The sequence below is a fragment of the Rhodococcus sp. T7 genome (genome assembly GCF_009872365.1).
In the GTDB taxonomy this organism is placed as follows: Bacteria; Actinomycetota; Actinomycetes; order Mycobacteriales; family Mycobacteriaceae; genus Rhodococcus_F.
The window spans coordinates 1-19,175 of the sequence record NZ_WXYH01000334.1 but is presented as its reverse complement, the minus strand read 5'-3'; the positions used below and the strand labels follow the sequence as shown (position 1 = coordinate 19,175).

At 70.4% G+C, this 19,175-nt stretch carries 15 protein-coding genes; 3 read left to right on the top strand and 12 right to left on the bottom strand.

The features are described 5' to 3' along the window. Position 1 precedes the first annotated feature (1 nt). Together MLGJGCBP_RS30225 and MLGJGCBP_RS30220 are read right to left on the bottom strand one after the other, a co-directional pair. Positions 2-1,090 (bottom strand): hemolysin family protein, encoded by a 1,089-nt coding sequence (locus MLGJGCBP_RS30225; protein ID WP_160100242.1) that lies wholly within the window; start codon positions 1,088-1,090, stop codon positions 2-4. Continuing rightward, entirely contained in the window at positions 1,083-2,453 is a 1,371-nt protein-coding gene (locus MLGJGCBP_RS30220) for a hemolysin family protein (RefSeq protein ID WP_160100240.1), read from the bottom strand. Before MLGJGCBP_RS30220 ends, MLGJGCBP_RS30225 begins: the two co-directional genes overlap by 8 nt. Here MLGJGCBP_RS30220 and MLGJGCBP_RS30215 point away from each other — a divergent pair. Next, the gene (locus MLGJGCBP_RS30215; RefSeq protein WP_236581464.1) at positions 2,446-2,688 is read left to right on the top strand and encodes a hypothetical protein; all 243 of its coding nucleotides are present in this window, start codon (positions 2,446-2,448) and stop codon (positions 2,686-2,688) included. The two genes, MLGJGCBP_RS30220 and MLGJGCBP_RS30215, sit on opposite strands and share 8 nt — an antisense overlap. 71 nt (positions 2,689-2,759) lie before the next feature. Here the strand turns inward: MLGJGCBP_RS30215 and MLGJGCBP_RS30210 are convergent, their stop codons facing one another. From MLGJGCBP_RS30210 to MLGJGCBP_RS30180, 7 genes are all read right to left on the bottom strand, one after another. Next, a complete protein-coding gene (locus tag MLGJGCBP_RS30210; RefSeq protein ID WP_160100236.1) occupies positions 2,760-4,196 on the bottom strand; it encodes a GuaB1 family IMP dehydrogenase-related protein in 1,437 nt (478 codons plus the stop codon). A 3-nt stretch (positions 4,197-4,199) separates the two neighbouring features. Further along, on the bottom strand, positions 4,200-5,078 hold the full coding sequence (locus tag MLGJGCBP_RS30205; protein ID WP_160100234.1) for a DMT family transporter: 879 nt from the start codon (positions 5,076-5,078) through the stop codon (positions 4,200-4,202). 5 nt (positions 5,079-5,083) lie between these two features. Continuing rightward, complete coding sequence (locus MLGJGCBP_RS30200) at positions 5,084-6,481, bottom strand: DEAD/DEAH box helicase (protein ID WP_087561297.1); 1,398 nt, start codon at positions 6,479-6,481, stop codon at positions 5,084-5,086. A 123-nt stretch (positions 6,482-6,604) separates the two neighbouring features. Beyond that, complete coding sequence (gndA, locus tag MLGJGCBP_RS30195) at positions 6,605-8,056, bottom strand: NADP-dependent phosphogluconate dehydrogenase (protein WP_160100232.1); 1,452 nt, start codon at positions 8,054-8,056, stop codon at positions 6,605-6,607. Positions 8,057-8,188: 132 nt separating this feature from the next. Then, positions 8,189-10,156: a DEAD/DEAH box helicase gene (locus tag MLGJGCBP_RS30190; protein ID WP_160100230.1), complete on the bottom strand. Its 1,968-nt coding sequence runs from the start codon at positions 10,154-10,156 to the stop codon at positions 8,189-8,191. 225 nt (positions 10,157-10,381) lie between these two features. After that, entirely contained in the window at positions 10,382-11,335 is a 954-nt protein-coding gene (locus MLGJGCBP_RS30185) for a M56 family metallopeptidase (protein WP_087561300.1), read from the bottom strand. 26 nt (positions 11,336-11,361) lie between these two features. After that, the gene (locus MLGJGCBP_RS30180) at positions 11,362-11,775 is read right to left on the bottom strand and encodes a BlaI/MecI/CopY family transcriptional regulator (protein WP_015890703.1); all 414 of its coding nucleotides are present in this window, start codon (positions 11,773-11,775) and stop codon (positions 11,362-11,364) included. Positions 11,776-11,951: 176 nt separating this feature from the next. Here MLGJGCBP_RS30180 and MLGJGCBP_RS30175 point away from each other — a divergent pair, with 176 nt between their 5' ends. Continuing rightward, positions 11,952-14,540, top strand: coding sequence for a rhomboid family intramembrane serine protease (locus MLGJGCBP_RS30175; RefSeq protein ID WP_160100228.1), 2,589 nt, complete (start codon positions 11,952-11,954; stop codon positions 14,538-14,540). A 6-nt stretch (positions 14,541-14,546) separates the two neighbouring features. On the opposite strand, the gene MLGJGCBP_RS30170 is transcribed toward MLGJGCBP_RS30175, so the two are convergent. From MLGJGCBP_RS30170 to MLGJGCBP_RS30160, 3 genes are read right to left on the bottom strand one after another with little or no spacing between them, the layout of a single operon-like run. After that, entirely contained in the window at positions 14,547-15,380 is an 834-nt protein-coding gene (locus MLGJGCBP_RS30170; protein WP_087561302.1) for an ABC transporter ATP-binding protein, read from the bottom strand. Further along, on the bottom strand, positions 15,377-16,483 hold the full coding sequence (locus MLGJGCBP_RS30165) for a FecCD family ABC transporter permease (protein WP_160100226.1): 1,107 nt from the start codon (positions 16,481-16,483) through the stop codon (positions 15,377-15,379). The genes MLGJGCBP_RS30170 and MLGJGCBP_RS30165 overlap by 4 nt, the downstream gene beginning before the upstream one ends. Then, positions 16,480-17,949, bottom strand: a complete 1,470-nt coding sequence (locus MLGJGCBP_RS30160) for a FecCD family ABC transporter permease (RefSeq protein ID WP_160100224.1) — start codon at positions 17,947-17,949, stop codon at positions 16,480-16,482. Before MLGJGCBP_RS30160 ends, MLGJGCBP_RS30165 begins: the two co-directional genes overlap by 4 nt. Before the next feature lie 177 nt (positions 17,950-18,126). Here MLGJGCBP_RS30160 and MLGJGCBP_RS30155 point away from each other — a divergent pair, with 177 nt between their 5' ends. After that, positions 18,127-18,891 carry a hypothetical protein gene (locus MLGJGCBP_RS30155; RefSeq protein WP_160100222.1) on the top strand — a complete coding sequence of 255 codons (765 nt, stop codon included), beginning with the start codon at positions 18,127-18,129 and terminating at the stop codon, positions 18,889-18,891. Positions 18,892-19,175 lie beyond the last annotated feature (284 nt).

Here is a 19,175-nt window from a genome sequence, read left to right as displayed (position 1 = left end):
ATCAGCTCGTTCGCTGTCCCGGATTGACGCCGTTGTTCCGGTGGGTGCCGTCGCGGACGGTGCCCACGTATTCCTCGACGAGGTCCTCGAGGGCGACGATGCCGACGATCTGCCCCGACGAGTCCGCCGCCGCACCCAGGTGGGAGCTGGCACGGCGCAGACTGGCCAGTGCCTCCGCGAGCGGGGTGGTGGTCGACATCCGCGGCAGCGGGCGGATGTCCGACCGCGGAATCAGGGTGTCGGGTCCGGCCTCCTCGTCGAGGATGTCGTCGAGCACGTCCTTCAGGTGCAGATACCCGACCAGCGACCCGTCCTCGGCGCGCACCGGGTACCGGGAGTACCCGGTCTCGACGACGGCCTGCTCGATGGCGCCGAGCCGGGTGCCGCCCTCCGTCAGGGGGATGGTCCGTGCCTCGCTCAGCGGGATCATCACCTCGGTGACTGTTCGGTCCGTGGTCTCCAGCGCCTGGGTGAGCCGGCGGTGTTCCTCCGCGTCGATCAGTCCTTCGGACCGGGATTCGCCGATCATCTCGGACAGTTCGACCGCCGATACGGTGACGTCGAGTTCGTCCTTCGGCTCCACCCGCAGCATCCGCAGCGTCAGGTTGGCGCACAGGTTGTAGAACGAGATCAGTGGCCGGGCCAGCTTGATGAACATCAGGTGCACCGGGACCAGCAGCATCGCCGTCCGCTCCGGGCCCGCCAATGCGATGTTCTTCGGCACCATCTCACCGAGCAGGATGTGCAGCACCACGACGAGCGCCAGCGCGATCGTGAACGCGATCGGGTGCAGCAGTCCGGCGGGCAGCCCGACCGCGTCCAGCGGGACCTCGAGGAGATGTGCGATCGCCGGTTCGGCAACCTTGCCGAGCAGGATCGAGCAGATGGTGATGCCGAGCTGCGCGGCAGCCAGCATCAGCGACAGGTTCTCGCCCGCGAGGATCACGGTGCGGGCGCGTTTCTTGCCCTGCGACTCGAGGGCCTCGAGCCGGTCGCGGCGGGCCGAGATCAGCGCGAACTCGGCGCCGACGAAAAACGCGTTGCCCGCGAGCAGCACGAACGTGAGCAGCACACCGAACAGGTCACTCATCGTCGTCCTCCTCGCTGCGGGTCTCGGTGGTCTCGTCGGGTTTCGGGGTGAGCAGCACCCGGTCGATGCGCCTGCCGTCCATGTGGGTCACGGTGGCGACCCACCGGCCGCCGGGGTCGTGCGCCCCCTCGTACAGCGGGAGTTGCACCTCGTCGCCCTCGTCGGGGATCCGTCCGAGTTCGGTGAGCACGAGACCGCCGAGGGTTTCGTATTCCCCCTCGGGTGCGGTGTAGCCGGTGGTCTCGGAGATCTCGTCGACGCGCAGCAGCCCGGAGCAGGACCAGCTGTCGCCGATTCGCTGGACGTCGATCTCCGGTTCGTCGTGCTCGTCGCGGACGTCGCCGACGATTTCCTCGATCAGGTCCTCCATCGTGACCATTCCGGCGGTGCCGCCGTATTCGTCGACGACGAACGCGACCTGCATGCCGTCGGACCGGATCCGTTCCATCAGGGTGTCGCCGTCCAGGCTGGACGGCACCACCGGCACCTTCTGGGCCAGCGTGTTGAGGCGGGTGGTGCGGCGGCGTTGCGCGGTCACCGCGAACGCGTGCTTGATGTGGACGATGCCGACGGCGTCGTCCAGGTCGCCGTCGACGACCGGAAAGCGGGAGAAGCCGGTGCGGGCGGCGGTGTCGATCAGGTCGGCCACCGTGTCCGTGGTGGACAGGGTTTCGATCTTCACTCGCGGGGTCATCAGTTCCTCCGCGGTGCGTTCGCCGAACCGCAGCGAGCGGTTGACCAGCAGTGCGGTGCCCTTGTCGATGGCGCCGCGCTGCGCGGACGTCCGCACGAGCGAACCGAGTTCCTGCGGGGACCGCGCGGACCGCAACTCCTCGGCCGGTTCGATGCCGAGGCGTCGCACCAGCCAGTTCGCGCTTCCGTTGAGACCGTTGATGGCCCATTTGAAGATCAGCGAGAACGCGGCCTGCATCCCGGCCGTCGCCCGCGCCGTGGGCAGGGGGTGCGCGATGGCGAGGTTCTTCGGCACGAGCTCGCCGAACACCATCGAGAACGACGTCGCGAGAATCAGGGCGATCACCAAAGATGTTGCTGCGGCGGCCGATTCACTGAACCCGATCGCGGACAGTACCGGGGTGATGAAGCGGGCGAGGACCGGTTCGGACAGGTAGCCGGTGATCAGCGTGGTGATCGTGATGCCGAGCTGCGCCCCCGACAACTGGAACGACAGGGTGCGGTGGGCGTGCTGCACCTGCCGGGCCCGCCGGTCACCGGTGCGGGCGTGCGCGTCGACGGTGCTGCGTTCGAGGGCGGTGAGGGAAAACTCGGCCGCCACGAACAACGCGGTACCCGCGGTCAGGGCGAGAAAGCCGAGCAGAGCGAGAATGCTGAGCGCGATGTCCATGGGTCATCGCCGCCGAGCGGAGGAACGGGGGTCGCCGGGTTTGTCACCCGGCTCGATAGAGGAGCCCTCCGAACCGGCGGAATCGGAGTCCGATTCCACGGAGCAGGAGGGGACGACACTCCCGGAGACGGCGGGGGGAGCGCTTGCTGCGTATGTGGGTGCCGCGGGCACCGGAGTCCTCTCGTTCGGCCTCGACGGCCCGGACTGGTCCGGCGCCGAGAACTGGTGTGGTTGAGCGACCCATGATACCGGGGGATGTCCGGTTCCGTGGAACAGGACACCCACCAGCACTTCAGGATGCAGTCGTCACCAGCCGGAAGGCAGCGGGCGGCCCTCGGCGAACCCGGCGGCGGACTGCACACCGAGAACGGCCCGCTCGTGCAGTTCCGCCAGCGTCCGCGCGCCCGCGTACGTGCAGGTGCTGCGCACCCCGGAACAGATGTGGTCGATGAGGTCCTCGACGCCGGGACGTTCCGGGTCCAGGCGCATCCGGGAACTCGAAATACCCTCCTCGAACAGCCCTTTCCGGGCCCGGTCGAACGCGGTGTCGGTGGCGGTCCGCGCCGCGACCGCACGCTTGGAGGCCATCCCGAAGCTCTCCTTGTACGCGTTGCCGGACTGGTCCACGCGCAGGTCGCCGGGCGACTCGTAGGTGCCGGCAAACCACGACCCGATCATCACGTTCGACGCGCCCGCGGCCAGGGCGAGCGCCACGTCGCGGGGGTGACGGACGCCTCCGTCCGCCCACACGTGCGCACCCATCGCGCGGGCCTGCGCGGCGCATTCCTCGACGGCGGAGAACTGCGGCCTGCCCACCCCGGTCATCATGCGGGTGGTGCACATCGCGCCCGGCCCGACCCCGACCTTCACGATGTCGGCGCCTGCGTCGATCAGGTCCCGGGTGCCGGCGGCGGACACGACGTTGCCTGCGACCAGCGGCACCCCGAGATCGGCCTTCTTCAGTGCGCCGAGGACGTCGATCATCTTCTGCTGGTGACCGTGGGCGGTGTCGACGACCAGCAGGTCGGCCCCGGCGTCGACGAGGGCGCGCGCCTTCGCGGCGACGTCGCCGTTGACGCCGACGGCCGCGGCCACCCGCAGCTTCCCGTTGCCGTCGACGGCGGGCTGGTAGATGCCGTCCCGGATGGCGCCGGTGCGGGTGAGGACGCCGGCGAGGGTGCCGTCCGGGTGCACGATCACCGCGAGGGCGTCGTGCGTGCCGTCGAGGAGTTCGAACACCTCGCGCGGCGACGCGGAGACGGGGGCGGTGACGAAGTCGGTGAGCGCCACCGCGCGCAGTCGCGCGAACCGGTCGACGTCCGCGCAGGAGGCTTCGGTGACGACACCGACGGGGCGGCCGTCCTCGACGACGACGACGGCGCCGTGCGCTCGCTTCGGCAGCAGCGCCAGCGCGTCGGACACGGCCGCGTCGGGGCCGAGGGTGACCGGGGTGTCGGCGACCAGGTGCCTGCTCTTGACGAAGGACACGGTCTCCGCGACGGCGCGGGCGGGAAGGTCCTGCGGGAGGACCACCAGACCGCCACGGCGGGCGACGGTTTCGGCCATGCGGCGCCCGGACACCGCCGTCATGTTGGCGACGACGATCGGGATGGTGGTGCCCGAACCGTCCGCGGTTGCCAGGTCGACGTCGAATCGCGACGTGACCTCGGTGCGGTTCGGCACCAGGAACACGTCGTCGTACGTCAGGTCATAGGGAGGGCGATGCCCGTCGAGGAACTGCACATTTCAGGACGATACCGGGGAAATTGCGGTGGTGTCGGATGTCCGCTGGGCCTGCGACCTGGACAGTCCGATCGTGGCCACCAGCATCACGGCGACCGAGCAGCCGACCACCACGAGTCCGGGGCCTTCGACCCGCAGGCGTTCGTCGAGGACGGTCATGCCGAGGAACACGGCGGCGAGCGGTTCGGCGATGGTCAGCGCGGGCAGCGACGCGGACAGCGGCCCCACCTGGAAGCCGCGTTGCTGCAGGTACACCCCGGCCAGCCCGGCGGCGACCAGCGCCCACGCCTGCCAGCTGCTCAGCACCGCCCACAACCCGCGGGGGACGAGTTCGACAACGTACTTGGTGAACGCGACGGCCACCCCGTACAGGATGCCGCCCGCCCCGCCGAGCAGCAGGGCCCGCCACCCGGGGTCGATCTTCGTCATTCCCGCCGCGGCCGCGACCGCCACCACGGCGAGCAGGATGCCGAGGGGCACCACCCATTCCCGGAACGGGGCGTCGATGTTGCCCTCGGTCGGGTCGCCGATCACCAGGAAGATCGCGAGCGCGACGGCCAGCGCGACGGCGAGCGCCCAGGTGGTGCGGCTGAGCCGGTACCCGGAGAATTTCGCCGACAGCGGCAACGCGAACAGCAGCGCGGTGACGAGCAGCGGCTGCACCACGAGAACCGACCCCAGCGCCAGCGCCACCGCCTGCATCACGTAGCCGCCGCCGTCGCCGAAGATGCCGGCCCACCAGCGGGGACTGCGCAGCAGGGTGGACAGGAACGCGGCGTCCTCGGGGACCTCGGACGCCGCACTCTGCTGCGCGACCGACGCGCACGCGAACAACAGCGCCGCGATCAGCGCGCACACGACCGACGCGAACGGCAGGGACATGCCTCTCAGTGTGCCCCGCGGTTGCGGTGTCCGTGGGGAGTTGACGCAGGTCCGGGTTTCCGGCCGCGGCGTGCACCTGACCGGGCCGCCCCGCTGTCGCCGGGCCTGCCGCGGCGGGCGGCGCGACCCGCGGGGTCGTGCGCCTGCCTGCCCTTCCTCGGGGTGTCCTGCGCGGGCGCCCGGGTGTCCGGTGCGGCGACCGCCTTGCCGGTGGGGCGGCGGGCCCCGGTGAGCTCTGCCAGCACCCGGTCACCCGGCCGCACCGGGGTGCCGGTGATGTCGAGACCGGCCTTGCGGGTCAGCTTCTCGACCGCGTCCCGCTCGTCCTCGGTGACGAGGGTGACCACGACGCCGGACTCGCCCGCGCGGGCGGTGCGTCCCGCCCGGTGCAGGTAGTCCTTGGCCTCGGTGGGCGGATCGACGTGCACGACGAGCGTGATGCCGTCCACGTGGATGCCGCGGGCCGCCACGTCGGTGGCCACCAGGACCGGGGTGGTGCCGTCGGCGAACGAGGCCAGGGTGCGGGTGCGGTTGTTCTGGGCCTTTCCGCCGTGCAGGGCGCCGGCCGCGACGCCGGCGGCGTGCAGTTCCTGCGCCACCCGGTCCACGCCGTATTTGGTGCGCACGAACATCAACGTCCGGCCCGGTCGTGAACCGATATGTGCCACAACGGAATACTTGTCCTGCCGGTCGACGTACAGCAGGTGGTGCCGCATCGTCGGCACCGCCGCCGCGGCCGGCGCAGTCGAATGCGTCACCGGGTCGTGCAGGTACCGGCGGACGAGGGTGTCGACCTCCCCGTCCAGGGTCGCCGAGAACAGCAGCCGCTGCCCCCCGGCAGGGGTCTTGTCGAGGATCGCCGTGACCTGCGGCAGGAACCCCAGGTCGGCCATGTGGTCGGCCTCGTCGAGTGCCAGCACCGTCACGTCGTCCAGGGACACCGAGCCCTGCGCCAGGTGGTCGGCGAGGCGACCCGGCGTCGCGATCAGCAGGTCGACACCCCGCGACAGCGTCTCGACCTGCCGTTTGATCGGAACCCCGCCGACGACGTTCGCCACCCGCAACCCCACCGACAGGGCCGGCTCGTCCAGTGCGCGTTCGATCTGCAGCGCCAGTTCGCGGGTGGGCACCAGCACGACGCCGCGCGGGTACCCACGCCTGCCGGCGGCGCCCTTGAGGCGCACGAGCATCGGCAACCCGAACGCGAGGGTCTTCCCGGACCCGGTCGGCGCCCGGCCCAGCACGTCCCGGCCCTCGAGGACGTCGGGAATGGTGGCCGCCTGGATCGGGAACGGTGCGGCGATGCCGCCGCGGGCGAGGGCGTGGGTCATCACCGCGGGGAGACCGAGCGCGAGGAACGTCTCACCCACCGGTGCGGGCGAGGCGAACTCGTCTTCGGGCATATCCAGAAGGCTACCGCCTCCGCGGCGGGGCACCCGACCGCTCGGCCGTGGTCTGCCCACGGCGCGGCCCGGCCGTTACGTACCTGCGGTACGCCACGGCCGGGGACGGTCGATCGGGGAGGGTCAGGCCTGCACTTCGCTGCGGTCACCGCTCCAGAGGGTGTGGAACTTGCCCTCGGCGTCGACCCGCTCGTAGGTGTGGGCGCCGAAGAAGTCCCGCTGCCCCTGCGTCAGGGCGGCGGGCAGCCGCTCGGCGCGCAGGGCGTCGTAGTAGGACAGCGACGACGCGAACGCCGGCACCGGGATCCCCAGCAGGGTGGCGGTGGACACCACGCGGCGCCAGCTGTCGATGGCCGTCTCGATGGCGTCCCGGAAGTACGGGGCCAGGATCAGGCTCGGCAGTTTCGGGTTCTCGTCGTACGCGTCCTTGATGCGGTTGAGGAACCGGGCGCGGATGATGCAGCCGCCACGCCAGATCGTCGCCAGGTCGGCGGGGTGCAGGTCCCAGTCGTATTCGGCGCTGCCCGCCGCGATCTGGTCGAATCCCTGCGCGTAGGCCACGACCTTCGACGCGTACAGGGCCTGCCGGATGTCCTCGGTGAACTGTGCGGCGTCGGCGGGCTTGTCGGCCAGCCGGCCGGAGGCGAGACCGACCGCGGCCTTGCGCTGGTCGCGGGCACCGGACAGGGCGCGGGCGAACACGGCCTCGGCGATGCCGGTGACGGGGACACCGAGGTCGAGGGCGGACTTGACGGTCCAGCGGCCGGTGCCCTTCTGCTCGGCGGCGTCGACGATCACGTCGACGAGGGCCTTACCGGTCTTCGCGTCCTTCTGCCGCAGCACCTCCGCGGTGATCTCGACGAGGTAGCTCTCGAGGTCGCCCGCGTTCCATTCGGTGAACACGTCGGCGACCTGGTCGGCGTCGTAGCCGAGGGCGTCACGGAACAGGTTGTACGCCTCGCCGATCAGCTGCATGTCGGCGTACTCGATGCCGTTGTGGACCATCTTCACGAAGTGCCCGGACCCGTCGGGGCCGATGTGCGTGCAGCAGGGGGTGCCGTCGACCTGGGCGGCGATCGACTCGAGCAGCGGGCCCAGCGCCTGGTAGGACTCCTTCGGTCCGCCCGGCATGATCGACGGGCCGTTCAGTGCGCCCTCCTCGCCGCCGGAGATGCCGGCGCCGACGAAGTGCAGGCCACGGTCCCGGAGGGAGGCCTCGCGGCGGATCGTGTCCGTGTACAGGGCGTTGCCGCCGTCGATGATGATGTCACCGGGCTCCATCGCCGAGGCGAGTTCCTCGATGACGGCGTCGGTGGGGTCGCCGGCCTTGACCATGATCAGCACGCGGCGCGGCTTCTGCAGCGCAGCCACGAACTCCTCGATGGTTTCCGTGCGGACGAAGTCGCCCTCGCCGCCGTGCTCCTGGATGAGGGCGTCGGTCTTGGCGATGCTGCGGTTGTGCAGCGCGACCGTGTGACCGTGCCGGGCGAAGTTGCGGGCGATGTTCGAGCCCATGACGGCCAGTCCCGTGACGCCGATCTGCGCGCGGGCACCCTCAGTGTTGTCGATAGTCATGGATACAGCATTCCCTCTCGCTCGGCGGTAGTGAAATCGGCGGCTACGAAAAGCTCGACCGGCTAAGCCAAACACACGAAGGCCGGCCGTCGCATGTGCGACGGCCGGCCTTCGTGTCACGGCACTGTTCGATCAGCTGCGGCGCTCACGGCGCGGGCCGTCGAAGCCGTCGTACGAGCGACGGTCGGTGCGGCTGCGGAACCCGCCGCCGGTCGGCGCGGGACGCCGCTCCGACGTGGCCGCGGGGCGCCGATCGTCCCGACGGTCGTCCCGCCGGTCGTCGCGGCGGAACCCGCCTGCGGCGCCGCGGTTGTCGCCGAAGTCGCGGCGCGGAGCGCTGCGGTCGAAGCTGCGCTCGCCGGATCCACGGTGGCTGTCGCCGCGGTCCCCGTAGTCGCGCCGGGGTGCGCTGTCCCCGAAGTCGCGGCGCGGAGCCCGATCGGAGAACGACCGGTTGTCGCGGTCGCCGCGGTACCCACCGCGGGTGTCGCCGTCACGCTGGGGGCGGTCGCCGCGGTAGCCGCCGGACCGGTTGTCGGACTGCTCGCGGCGCGGGCCGCGGTTTTCGTAACCCCGGCCCTCGTTGCCACGCCCTTCGTAACCACCACGGCCCTCGAAGCTGCGACCACCCGACGGCCGGTCGCCGTAGCTGCGCTCACCGCGGTCACCGGCGTCGCGGCGCGGGCCGCCCCGGTCGGAGGAGCCGCGACCGTCGAAGCCGCGGTTGCCGCGGTACCCGCCGCCGTCGCGTCCGGCGTATCCGCCTTCGCGGCGGGGTCCGCGGTCACCGAACTTGCGGTCGCCGCCGCGCTCGCCGCGGGAGTAGGTGTCGCGCACCGGTTCTCCGCTGGGCGCCTTGGCGCCGGTGATGCTGGCCAGCTTCTCCGAGCCGGGGGTGACGGGCACGGCGGTGGCGTCGACGCCCGCCATGCCGGTCAGGCGGCGGAACGTGCGCTTCTGGTTGGGGAGCACGATCGCGACGACGGTGCCCTTCTCGCCTGCGCGGGCGGTCCGGCCCGCGCGGTGCAGGTAGTCCTTGTGGTCGGCGGGCGGATCGACGTGCACGACCAGGTCGATGCCGTCGACGTGGATGCCGCGGGCGGCGACGTCGGTGGCGACGAGCACCGGGGTGCGGCCGTTCTTGAAGCGTTCGAGGACCCGGGTGCGCTGGTTCTGCGCCTTGCCGCCGTGCAGGGCCTCGGCGGCGATGCCCACCGCGCGGAGGCGGTCGGTGATGCCCTCGCAGCCGAGTTTGGTGCGGGCGAACATGATCGTGCGACCTTCGCGGGCACCGATTTCGGCGAGCACGTTGTCCTTCTGGCCGCGGTCGACGAGCAGCACGTAGTGCTCCATCGTGTCGACGCTGGCGCGACCGTCCTCGGTGGAGTGCTGCACGTGGTCGGGCAGGAACTGGCGGACCAGCGACTGCACCTCACGGTCGAGGGTGGCGGAGAACAGGAGACGCTGGCCGTCGGCCGGGGTCTCGCCGAGGATGGACCGGACCTCGGGCAGGAAGCCCATGTCGGCCATCTGGTCGGCCTCGTCGAGGGCGGTGATCTCGACGGAGTCGAGGATGCAGGTGCCCTGACGGAGGTGGTCGCCGAGGCGGCCGGGGGTGGCGACGAGGATGTCGACGCCGCGGCGCAGCTGGTCGACCTGCTTGGTGAACGGGGTACCGCCGACGGCGGGGCGGACGGTCAGTCCCATCGCACCGGCGTACGAGTTGAGGGAGTCGACGACCTGGAATGCGAGTTCCCGGGTGGGGACCAGCACCAGTGCGCGGGGCCGCTTGGGGGCGGGCCGGTCCTCGTGGCGGGCGAGGCGGGCGAGCATCGGCAGGCCGAACGCGAGGGTCTTGCCCGATCCGGTCTGTGCGCGGCCGAGGACGTTGGTGCCGGCCAGCGCGTCCGGGACGGACAGCGCCTGGATCGGCGACGGGACGGTGATGGAGTTGCGGGCGAGGGCCTGCACCAGGGGTGCGGGCAGGCCGATCTCGGCGAACGTCACGGTGGCCGTGTCGGCCTCGGTGGCGTTCTGGTCAGGGGTGTCGGTCTCGGCCTGCTCGAGTGGGGCAGACGTCGTCTGGACAGCGTTGGTCACGCGGGTACCTCTCCGGGCATAGGGCGCGTCGCGGAGCGGGGGCTGTCATGCAGCACGCACAAAGGGACGAGCCAGGGCACATGTCACCTGGTCAATCCATTCGCGGAAGTGCGGGGAATTGGGCTGTGTGCCGTTTCAGTGTTGATGGGCCGCAGTGGCGACCGCCGACCAGTGTACGCGACGGGGCACCCGGTTATCGAACCCGGCGGAGTGTGAGGTGGGCGACTATACGGCGCTGAACAACCGGCTCAGTTCGGTGAGCCAGGGGACGGCGACGGCGATGGTCGGCACCACGAGGATGGCCAGGGACGCCGCGTAGGCGGCGAGCGCGACCCGGGTGCCCTGTTCGGTGGACGCCAGGCGCTGCACCCGCAGCAGGGTGCTGGGACCGCCGGCGGCCATGGCGCCCTTCGGGGCGATCGACCCCGAGCAGGCGACGAGTGCGCGGGCCAGGGCGGTCGGCCCGGTGGCGCGGACGGCGGAGTCGTCGGCGAGCATCTCCACCAGCAGTTGCACCGATCCCAGCGCGGACTTGCTGCGCACCACGGTGGGGAAGGCGGCGTTGACGGCGGTGAAGGCCTCGAGCACGAGGTCGTGCCGGGCCCGCAGGTGGGACCGCTCGTGGGTGAGGATCGCGGTGATCTCGGCGTCGTCGAGGTTGGTGAACGTGCCCTGGCTCAGCACCACCCGCTGCCGCAGCCCGGGTAGGCAGTAGGCGATGGGCTCGGTGACGTCGAGGACCCGCAGGTCGGGGGTGCGGGCGAGGGGGGACGTCGAGTCGCAGCGGTCGAGGAGGTCGACGAGCATGCGGTGCCGGGCGCGCCGGCGCCGGGTTCGGACACCGACCTGCACGATCGCGAAGATCAGTTTGGCCCCGACGAGGAGGGTGAGCGCGAACACCACCACGTACAGCAGCCACAGGGGCAGGCCGAGGGCGTCGATCTCGGCGACCGGTGCGGTGGTGGGGCGGCCGTCCGGTCCGGGGACGAGGAGCTGGCTGGCGATCGCGAGTCCCGAACTGAACGCGGACAGTACCGCGGCGAGGGCGATCGCCTGCCACAGCACGAGTGCTGCGCGGGGGGCGTGATGCGGCCATCGGGCGCGACTCAGCAGCGCAGGGACAGGCCCTGCGAGAAGAAGTGCGAGTACTCCGAAGACCAGCGCGGTGGTGGCGTCCATGTCCTACTCATCATGCATGACGAACGTCAGCCGGCGCGAACGGTTCCCGACTGATTGTCTCCTGTGGTGCGTTCCTTGGCCTCGAGCGCGGCGAGGGCCTCGCGGAGCGCGTCGGCCTCGTCGGCGCCGACCTGGCCGACGAAGTGGACGAGTGCGGCGGCCCGGCTGCCGGACTTGTCGGCCTGCTGCAGGGCGTCCACCATGAGGCTCGCGACGAGTTCCTCACGCTGGTGCACCGGCAGGTACCGGTGGGCGCGGTCGTCGCGCTGCTGGATGACGAGGTGCTTCTTCGCCAGTCGCTGGAGCACCGTCATGACAGTGGTGTACGCGAGTTCACGGCGTGCCGCCAGTGCCTCGTGCACCTGCCGTACCGTCTGCGGTTCCGAAGTGGACCACAGGTGATCCATCACTGCGCGTTCGAGTTCGCCGAGTCCAGCCATAATCCGATTCTACGGATACGACGACGCAGATACGTACTACTGGTAGTAGTAAAACTGCGTCACGGCGTGTGGTATTGGCCATAGTCCGAACGGGTGGATTACGGTCGGGTTGGCTAGCGGCCGACCCGCCGGGCAAGCTTTCGTTCTCGACATCGCGGAGAGTGGGGACCTGGCGGATGAAGACCGACGACAGCGCGGCAACCGGACACGGTACGGCAGCGAGGGTCAGGGGTCAGACGGGGCGGGCCGCGGAACGGGTCTGGGGCGGGGTGCGGGGCGCGCCGGTCAGCATCGCGCTGCTGGTGGTGATCGGGATCCTGGCGATCGCCACGTCCAGCGTGATCAGCGGCCCGTCCCACGATCTGTCCCAGCACGTCGCGATCGGGATCCGGGCGTTCCAGAACGGCTGGGTGTGGACGCTGCTCACCGCCGGGCTGTGGGGCGACGACGTCCTGGCGTACCTGTCGACGACCGTGCTGCTCCTGGTGGTGGCCGCACCGCTGGAACGCCGGATGGGGTCGGCGCGGTTCACCCTGGCCGCGGTCGCCACCCAGGTGCTCGGCGGGTTGCTGGCGCTGTCGGTGGCCGCGGTCGCGAAGGTCGTCGACGCGAACTGGGGTTTCCGGCTGCACGTGGGGATGGCCGTCGGTCCGAGCACCTGGATCGTCGGCGTCGCGATGGTGGCCAGTTCCAACATGGGCACGCTGTGGCGGCGGCGGATCCGCGTCGGTGTCCTCGTGTTCACGATCACCCTGGCGCTGTTCAGCGGTTCGCTGCAGGACGTGGTGCGGCTGGCCGCGGCCGTGGTGGGGCTGGTGATCGGCCGCTGGATCGTGGGCCGCTCCGCGCGCGGCGAGCGGATCGCGGGTACCCAGCGGGAGGGCCGGGTGCTCGTCGCGATCGTGGTGGCGGCCAGCGCGATCGGACCGATGATCGCCGCGCTGTCCGCGGAGGCGGTCGGGCCGCTCGCCGTGCTGCGCGACCTGTTCCGCGGCGTGCCCTATACGGCGGGCGAGGTCCGCGACCTGTGCGAGGTGTCGGCGGCGGACCCCGAATGCCGGCGCGGGCTGCTCGAACTGCGCCTGTCCGGGGTCGGGCCGACCCTGCTCAGTCTGATGCCGTCCCTGTTCCTGCTCACCCTCAGCGACGGCCTCCGACGGGGCCGTCGCTTCGCGTGGGTGGCGTCGGTGATCGCCCAGGTGATCCTGCTGGTGCTGTCGCTGCTGAACTTCGCGGTCCGGTTCGTCGACTCCCTCGACGAGGACTCCCTGTTCTACGGTCTCGCCGACCCGAACCTGTACCGGACGCTGGTGCCGTTCCTGACTCCGCTCGCGATCCTGATCGTGCTGCTCGCGACCCGGCGGTTCTTCGACGTCTCCGCCCCGGCCGGGACGTACCGGCGGCTGGCCGGTGTCCTGGTGGCGCTCGTCGCCGGGCTCGCCGTCCTCTACGTCCTGGGCGGACTGTGGGCGCGGCACGGGTTCGACCCCCGGCCGGGCATGACGACGCTGCTGGCCGACTTCCCGGAACGGCTGATCCCGCCCGTGTACCTGCAGTGGCTCGACCCGCGGCTGCTGCCGGAGAGCATCCCCGCGACGCTGCTGTACGAGTGGACCGGGGTGGTGTTCTGGGTCGCCCTCTGCGCGCTGGTCGCCGCGACGTTCCTCAGCCCCGCCATCGGCTCGGACTCGAAGTCCACCGAACGCGCCCGGGCCCTCCTGAAGTCGGGGAGCGGGAGCCCGCTGTCCTGGATGACGACGTGGCGCGGCAACAACTACTGGTTCTCCGCCGACGGCACCAGCTACGTCGCGTACCGGGTCATCGCCGGTGTCGCGCTGACCACCGGCGACCCCGTCGGCCCACCGGACCGGTTGCGGGACACCGTCGAACACTTCGCCGAGTTCGCCGCCGCCAACGGCTGGATCCCGTGCTTCTACTCGGTGACCGGTGAGGTCCGCGACATCACCGACGCCCTCGGCTGGAGCGGAATCCAGGTAGCGGAGGAGACGGTGCTGGATCTGGGGCAGATCGCGTTCACCGGCAAGCGGTTCCAGGACGTCCGCACCGCCCTGAACAAGGCGAAGAAATCGGGGATCACCGCCGAATGGGTCAGCTTCCCCAGCGCCCCCCGCGCGATCACCGACCAGATCACCGCGATCTCCGAGGAATGGGTGGCCGACAAGGGCATGCCCGAAATGGGTTTCACACTCGGCGGACTCGACGAGGTCGACGACCCGGAGGTGCGCTGCCTCATCGCCGTCGACGAGGACCGCACCGTCCACGGCATCACATCCTGGCTGCCGGTGTACCAGGACGGGCGGGTGGTCGGCTGGACCCTCGATTTCATGCGGCGCCGGGCGGAAGGATTCCGGCCGGCGATGGAGTTCCTCATCGCGTCCGCGGCACTGAAGCTGGAGGAGGAGGGCGCCCAGTTCCTCAGCCTGTCCGGCGCCCCGCTCGCGAAGGTCGAGCAACCGGACGGCGACGCCGACGAGCGGGAACGGTCGGAGTCGTCGAGCCTGTCGGCGGTGATGGACAGCGTGCTCGATCTGCTCGGCCGCACCCTGGAACCGGTGTACGGGTTCCGGTCGCTGCTGGCGTTCAAGTCGAAGTTCCAGCCCCGGTACGTGGCCATGCACATGACGTTCGCCGACCCGGCCGCGCTCCCCAGCATCGGCAACGCCGTCGGCAGGGCGTACCTGCCGACGGTGTCGCTGGGGCAGAGTTACCGGCTGGTGCGGACGATGATCGGCGGACGGCGCTGACGGCCGCTATTTCGTGTCCGGCCCGCCGATCGCGCCGTACACGTGGCGGGTGCCGATCGGCACCACCAGCGGGCGGTCGGACACCGGGTCCGCGATGACCGCGGCCTCCAGACCGAACACCTCCAGAAGCAGTTCGGCGGAGATGATGTCCTTCGGCGCGCCGGACGCGACGATTGTGCCGTCCCGCATGACGATCAGCTGGTCGCTGTATCGGATCGCGAGGTTCAGATCGTGCAGCACCATCACCACGGTGCGGCCCAGTTCCTCGTGCATCCGGTCCACCAGGTCGAGGACCTCGACGGAATGCGCCAGGTCCAGGTAGGTGGTGGGTTCGTCGAGCAGCAGGATGTCGGTTCCCTGCGCGAGGGCCATCGAGATCCACGCCCGCTGACGCTGGCCGCCGGACAGCTGGTCGACGGGGCGGTCCGCGAGGTCGGACACCCCGGTCAGGGCGAGTGCCTCGGCGACCTCGCCCTCGTCGTCGGAGGACCACTGCCGCAGCCACGACTGGTGCGGGTGCCTGCCGCGGGCCACCAGGTCGGCGACGGTGAGCCCCTCGGGGGCGACCGGTGCCTGTGGGAGCATGCCGAGGGTGCGGGCGACGTCCTTGGTGCGCATCGACCCGATGGCCTTGCCGTCGAGCAGCACGGAACCGTTGCGCGGCTTCAGGAGTCGTCCCAGCGCGCGCAGCAGGGTGGACTTGCCGCAGCCGTTCGGCCCGATCACGGTGGTGATCACCCCGGTCCGCACCTCGAGGTTCAGGTGGTCGACGATGACCCGGTCGCCGTACCCGAGGCTCAGGTTGTCGGCGATCAGTCGAGAGTCAGTCTGCACGGTCATGCGGAGACCTTCCGATTGTTGCGAACCAGCAGATACAGCAGGAACGGGCCACCGAGTGCCGAGGTGACGATACCCACGGGCAGTTCGACGGGCAGGATGGTGCGGGCGACGACGTCGCTGCCGACCACGAGTACGGCGCCGGTCAGGGCCGACGCGATGAGCGGCGGACCGGCGGACCGCACCAGCCGCAGCGCCACCTGCGGTGCGGCGAGTGCGACGAACCCGACCGGGCCTGCCGCGGCGGTCGCGATGCCGGCGAGGGCGACGGACATGAGCAGCAGCCGGGCCTGCGACCACTGCAGCCGCACTCCCAGCGACACCGCGTTGTCGTCGCCGAGGCGCAAGGCACCCATCGTGAACGACGAGATCACCGCGTAGCCGCCGACGAGGACGACCGCGATCGTGACGGGCCACACCTGACTCCAGGAGGCGCCGTTGAGGGAACCGTTGAGCCACACCTGGGCACGTGACGCGTCGTTGATGTCCGCCGAGATCAGCAGCCACCCGGTGACCGCGATGAGCATGGCGTTGACACCGATGCCGATCAGGATCAGCCGGTACCCCTCCACCCCGCCGCGCCACGCGAGCAGGTAGATGACCAGGGCGGTGAGGAGTCCACCGACCAGGGCGGCGAGCGGGATCCCCAGGGTGGCGAGGATGCCGACGAAGCTGCCGCCGCCGCCGAGGACGATCAGCGCGACCGCGGCGGCGCTGGCACCGGACGTGATGCCGAGGATGTCGGGGCTGGCGAGGGCGTTGCGGGCGATCGACTGGGTGATGGCGCCGGCCAGGCCGAGGGCCATGCCGATGAACACCCCGGTCAGCGACCGCGGCAGGCGGAGGTCCATGACGATGAAGTTCTGGGCCTTCGTGCCGCCGCCGAACAGCACCCGCGTGACCTCGGGGATCGACAGCGGGTAGTCACCGCGGCCGATGTTGAGGCACAGCACCAGGAACAGGGCCGCCAGCAGAGCGGCGTTGACGGCGATGCCGAGGGGGCGCAGGACCAGGGAGATCGGTCCGAGGCGGAACGCGGGGCGTGCCGGTACCCGGGCCGTCGGCGCGGCGCCGAGGTCGGGGCGCACGTCGTCTCGAGTGCTCACAGGCTTGCCAACTTTCTGCGCCGAACCAACGCGATGAAGAACGGTGCCCCGAACACGGCGAGCACGATTCCCACCTGCAACTCACCCGGCCGGACCACGACACGTCCGATGACGTCGGCGGTCACGAGCATGACGCCGCCGAGGAGCCCGGCGTAGGGGACCAGCCACCGGTAGTCGGGGCCGGTGATGGCTCGCGCGACGTGAGGGACGACGAGGCCGATGAACGCGATCGGGCCGCATGCCGCGGTGGCCGCACCGGTGAGGAGGGTGATCGCGACGATGCCGAGCGCGCGGCTGGCCGCGATGTTGGTGCCCAGCGATCGGGCGACGTCCTCGCCGAGGCTGAGGACGTTCAGGCCGGGGGTGCTGACGAGGGCGAGGATCAGTCCGAGGAGCAGGAACGGCAGCACCTGCCACAGCACGTCGAAGCCGCGGCCGGCCACCGACCCGACCACCCAGAACCGGTAGGAGTCGAGGCTGGACTGGTCGACGATGATGATGGCGTTGGTCATCGCCTGCAGGAAGAACGCGACGGCGGCGCCGGCCAGCGCCAGGCTCAGTGGGCTTGCTGCCCCGTTGCCGATCGACGACAGCCCGAACACGATCACGCTCGCCGCGAAGGATCCCGCGAACGCGAACCACAGGTATTCGCTGGGTGCGCTGAACCCGAACAGATACATCGACAGCACGACGAGGAACGCGGCACCGGCGTTGAGGCCGAGGAGTCCGGCGTCGGCGAGCGGGTTGCGGGTGTGCCCCTGGATGAGGGCGCCCGCGACACCGAGCGCCATCCCGACGACCAGGCCCAGCGCGGTGCGGGGGCCGCGGAGTGTGCGCACGATAATGTCGGTCTGTGAGCCGTCCGGGTCGAACAAGGCGTGGAAGATCTCCGCGAACGACAGCGGCCGCGCCCCGACCGCGACGCTGGCGAGCAGGACCAGCCCGAGCAGGATCACGAGGACGCCCAGCCCGATCAGTCGGCGGCGCCGGATCGCGGCGACGCTGACGTCCTTCTCGCGGACGGCGAATCCCTCGTCGGTGGCGGTGCTTTCCCGGACGACCTCGGTGCCGGTGCGCCGGAACGCCCGCTGCAGCGACCGTTTCGGGCCGATCGCGTCGCCGGTGGGGGTGTCGCGGGTGACGAGGCCGACCCAGCCCTTGCCCGAACTCTGCCCGGTGTTGCCTTCGCGGAATCCGCGGTTCCACAGGGCGAGTCCCAGCGCGATCGCAACGGCGGCGCCGCCGAACACGACCCGGTCGGCCTCCCCGCCGCCGTTGTCGTCGCGGAGGGAGTCGACGATGTACCACCCGAGAACGAGCGGGATGGCCACTATCCCGATGTCGAGCAGTCCCGCGAGTGCCCGGAGGTACAGCGGGGCAGGACCGCGCGGCACGTCGCGCTTTCCGTAGGGCTCGTCGGTCGGCAGGTGCGGGGTGTCGCTGCCGAACTGTCTCGTCGTCGTCACTGGCGGGGGAAGCTCCTGACGTGTGTGCCTGTGCACGGGATCTGCACTGATTCAACTACTTAGGTTACGGAACCCTATCCCCGTTGCCGCATCCGGCGGGGCGTCCCGGGCGTCGCGGTTCGCGGGGGTGCCTCATGTCACACGATGTCAAGTCTTGATATTTGGTTAGGCTCACCTATGTTTGGTGTGTTCCACCCCGACCGATTGGAGTGCACGGTGACTTCGACCCTGTCCGCCCCCGCGACCGCACTGGACGTGTCCTGCACACGACTTCGCGCACTGAACGCCGAATATCCGCGCATGTACGCGGTCGCGACGATGGCGGACGAGGGTAAACGCAGGTGGTGGTCGCTCGCGGACGACCTCGACGGCGACCGGGTGTCCCGGATGTGGGCGCGCTCGCTCGAGGACGTCCCCGATCCGGACGTCGCCGCCATGCAGGTGGCCACCGCACTGATCCACGCGGTGGTCGGGCGTGTCACCGCCCTCGTCGTGCTGGAGGGCCGGGCCTGGGATCCGGGGCTCGAGAACCTGTGGATCCACATGGACAGCGACGAGGGAATCGACTGGGCGGGTGTCGCCGACGACACCATGCGCGTCCTCCCGGACGATTCCTACGCCGGCGCGCCCCGGACGGTCACCGTGCCGTGCGAGCGGGCGCTGCTGCTCTGGACCGTGCATCGCAGTCTCACGTCGCTGCACGCTGTGTTCGACGCGATCGCCCGGCTGACACCGATCGACGCGACCCGATTCTGGGGGCTCGTGGGGGAGTCCGTGCTCGGTGCCGCGACGTACGTGCCGATCCTCGCCGGTGGGGGCGAGGCCGCCGCGCAGCGCCGAGGTCAGGGCATCCTGGACGCCTTCGTGGCCGCAGGGGTGCCGGTCCGCTCGAAGAGCCGAATCACGCGCCCGCACTGCGGGCGGCTGCGCTTGCTTAATTAGGGAAGCCTTGCCTATACTCAGAACAGACGTCGAACCGAAACGCCGGCGCCGAGAACCGAACTACCGGACCGCGCAGGAGTCCTGAGGGCTGCAGTGACTCCCAGGTCCATCCCACGGCGGGCCTCACGCTGAACAAAAGGGGAGGCCGCCCCTCCCTTTTCCCCATCCGGAAAGAACAACCCTGCACTCCACACACCGATTCCTCTCTCCTTTGTCGTTTTTTTTTTTTTAAAAAAAAAGTAATCGATCATAAGCCAAGTAGGATGAGACGAAAACGATATAAC

Bases quoted from the DNA above. Each gene is read 5' to 3' on its own strand.
- MLGJGCBP_RS30225 (WP_160100242.1), bottom strand. From the start codon at position 1,090: ATGAGTGACCTGTTCGGTGTGCTGCTCACGTTCGTGCTGCTCGCGGGC.
- MLGJGCBP_RS30215 (WP_236581464.1), top strand. From the start codon at position 2,446: ATGTCCATGGGTCATCGCCGCCGAGCGGAGGAACGGGGGTCGCCGGGT.
- MLGJGCBP_RS30220 (WP_160100240.1), bottom strand. From the start codon at position 2,453: ATGGACATCGCGCTCAGCATTCTCGCTCTGCTCGGCTTTCTCGCCCTG.
- MLGJGCBP_RS30205 (WP_160100234.1), bottom strand. From the start codon at position 5,078: ATGTCCCTGCCGTTCGCGTCGGTCGTGTGCGCGCTGATCGCGGCGCTG.
- MLGJGCBP_RS30200 (WP_087561297.1), bottom strand. From the start codon at position 6,481: ATGCCCGAAGACGAGTTCGCCTCGCCCGCACCGGTGGGTGAGACGTTC.
- gndA (WP_160100232.1), bottom strand. From the start codon at position 8,056: ATGACTATCGACAACACTGAGGGTGCCCGCGCGCAGATCGGCGTCACG.
- MLGJGCBP_RS30185 (WP_087561300.1), bottom strand. From the start codon at position 11,335: ATGGACGCCACCACCGCGCTGGTCTTCGGAGTACTCGCACTTCTTCTC.
- MLGJGCBP_RS30180 (WP_015890703.1), bottom strand. From the start codon at position 11,775: ATGGCTGGACTCGGCGAACTCGAACGCGCAGTGATGGATCACCTGTGG.
- MLGJGCBP_RS30175 (WP_160100228.1), top strand. From the start codon at position 11,952: ATGAAGACCGACGACAGCGCGGCAACCGGACACGGTACGGCAGCGAGG.
- MLGJGCBP_RS30170 (WP_087561302.1), bottom strand. From the start codon at position 15,380: ATGACCGTGCAGACTGACTCTCGACTGATCGCCGACAACCTGAGCCTC.
- MLGJGCBP_RS30155 (WP_160100222.1), top strand. From the start codon at position 18,127: ATGTTTGGTGTGTTCCACCCCGACCGATTGGAGTGCACGGTGACTTCG.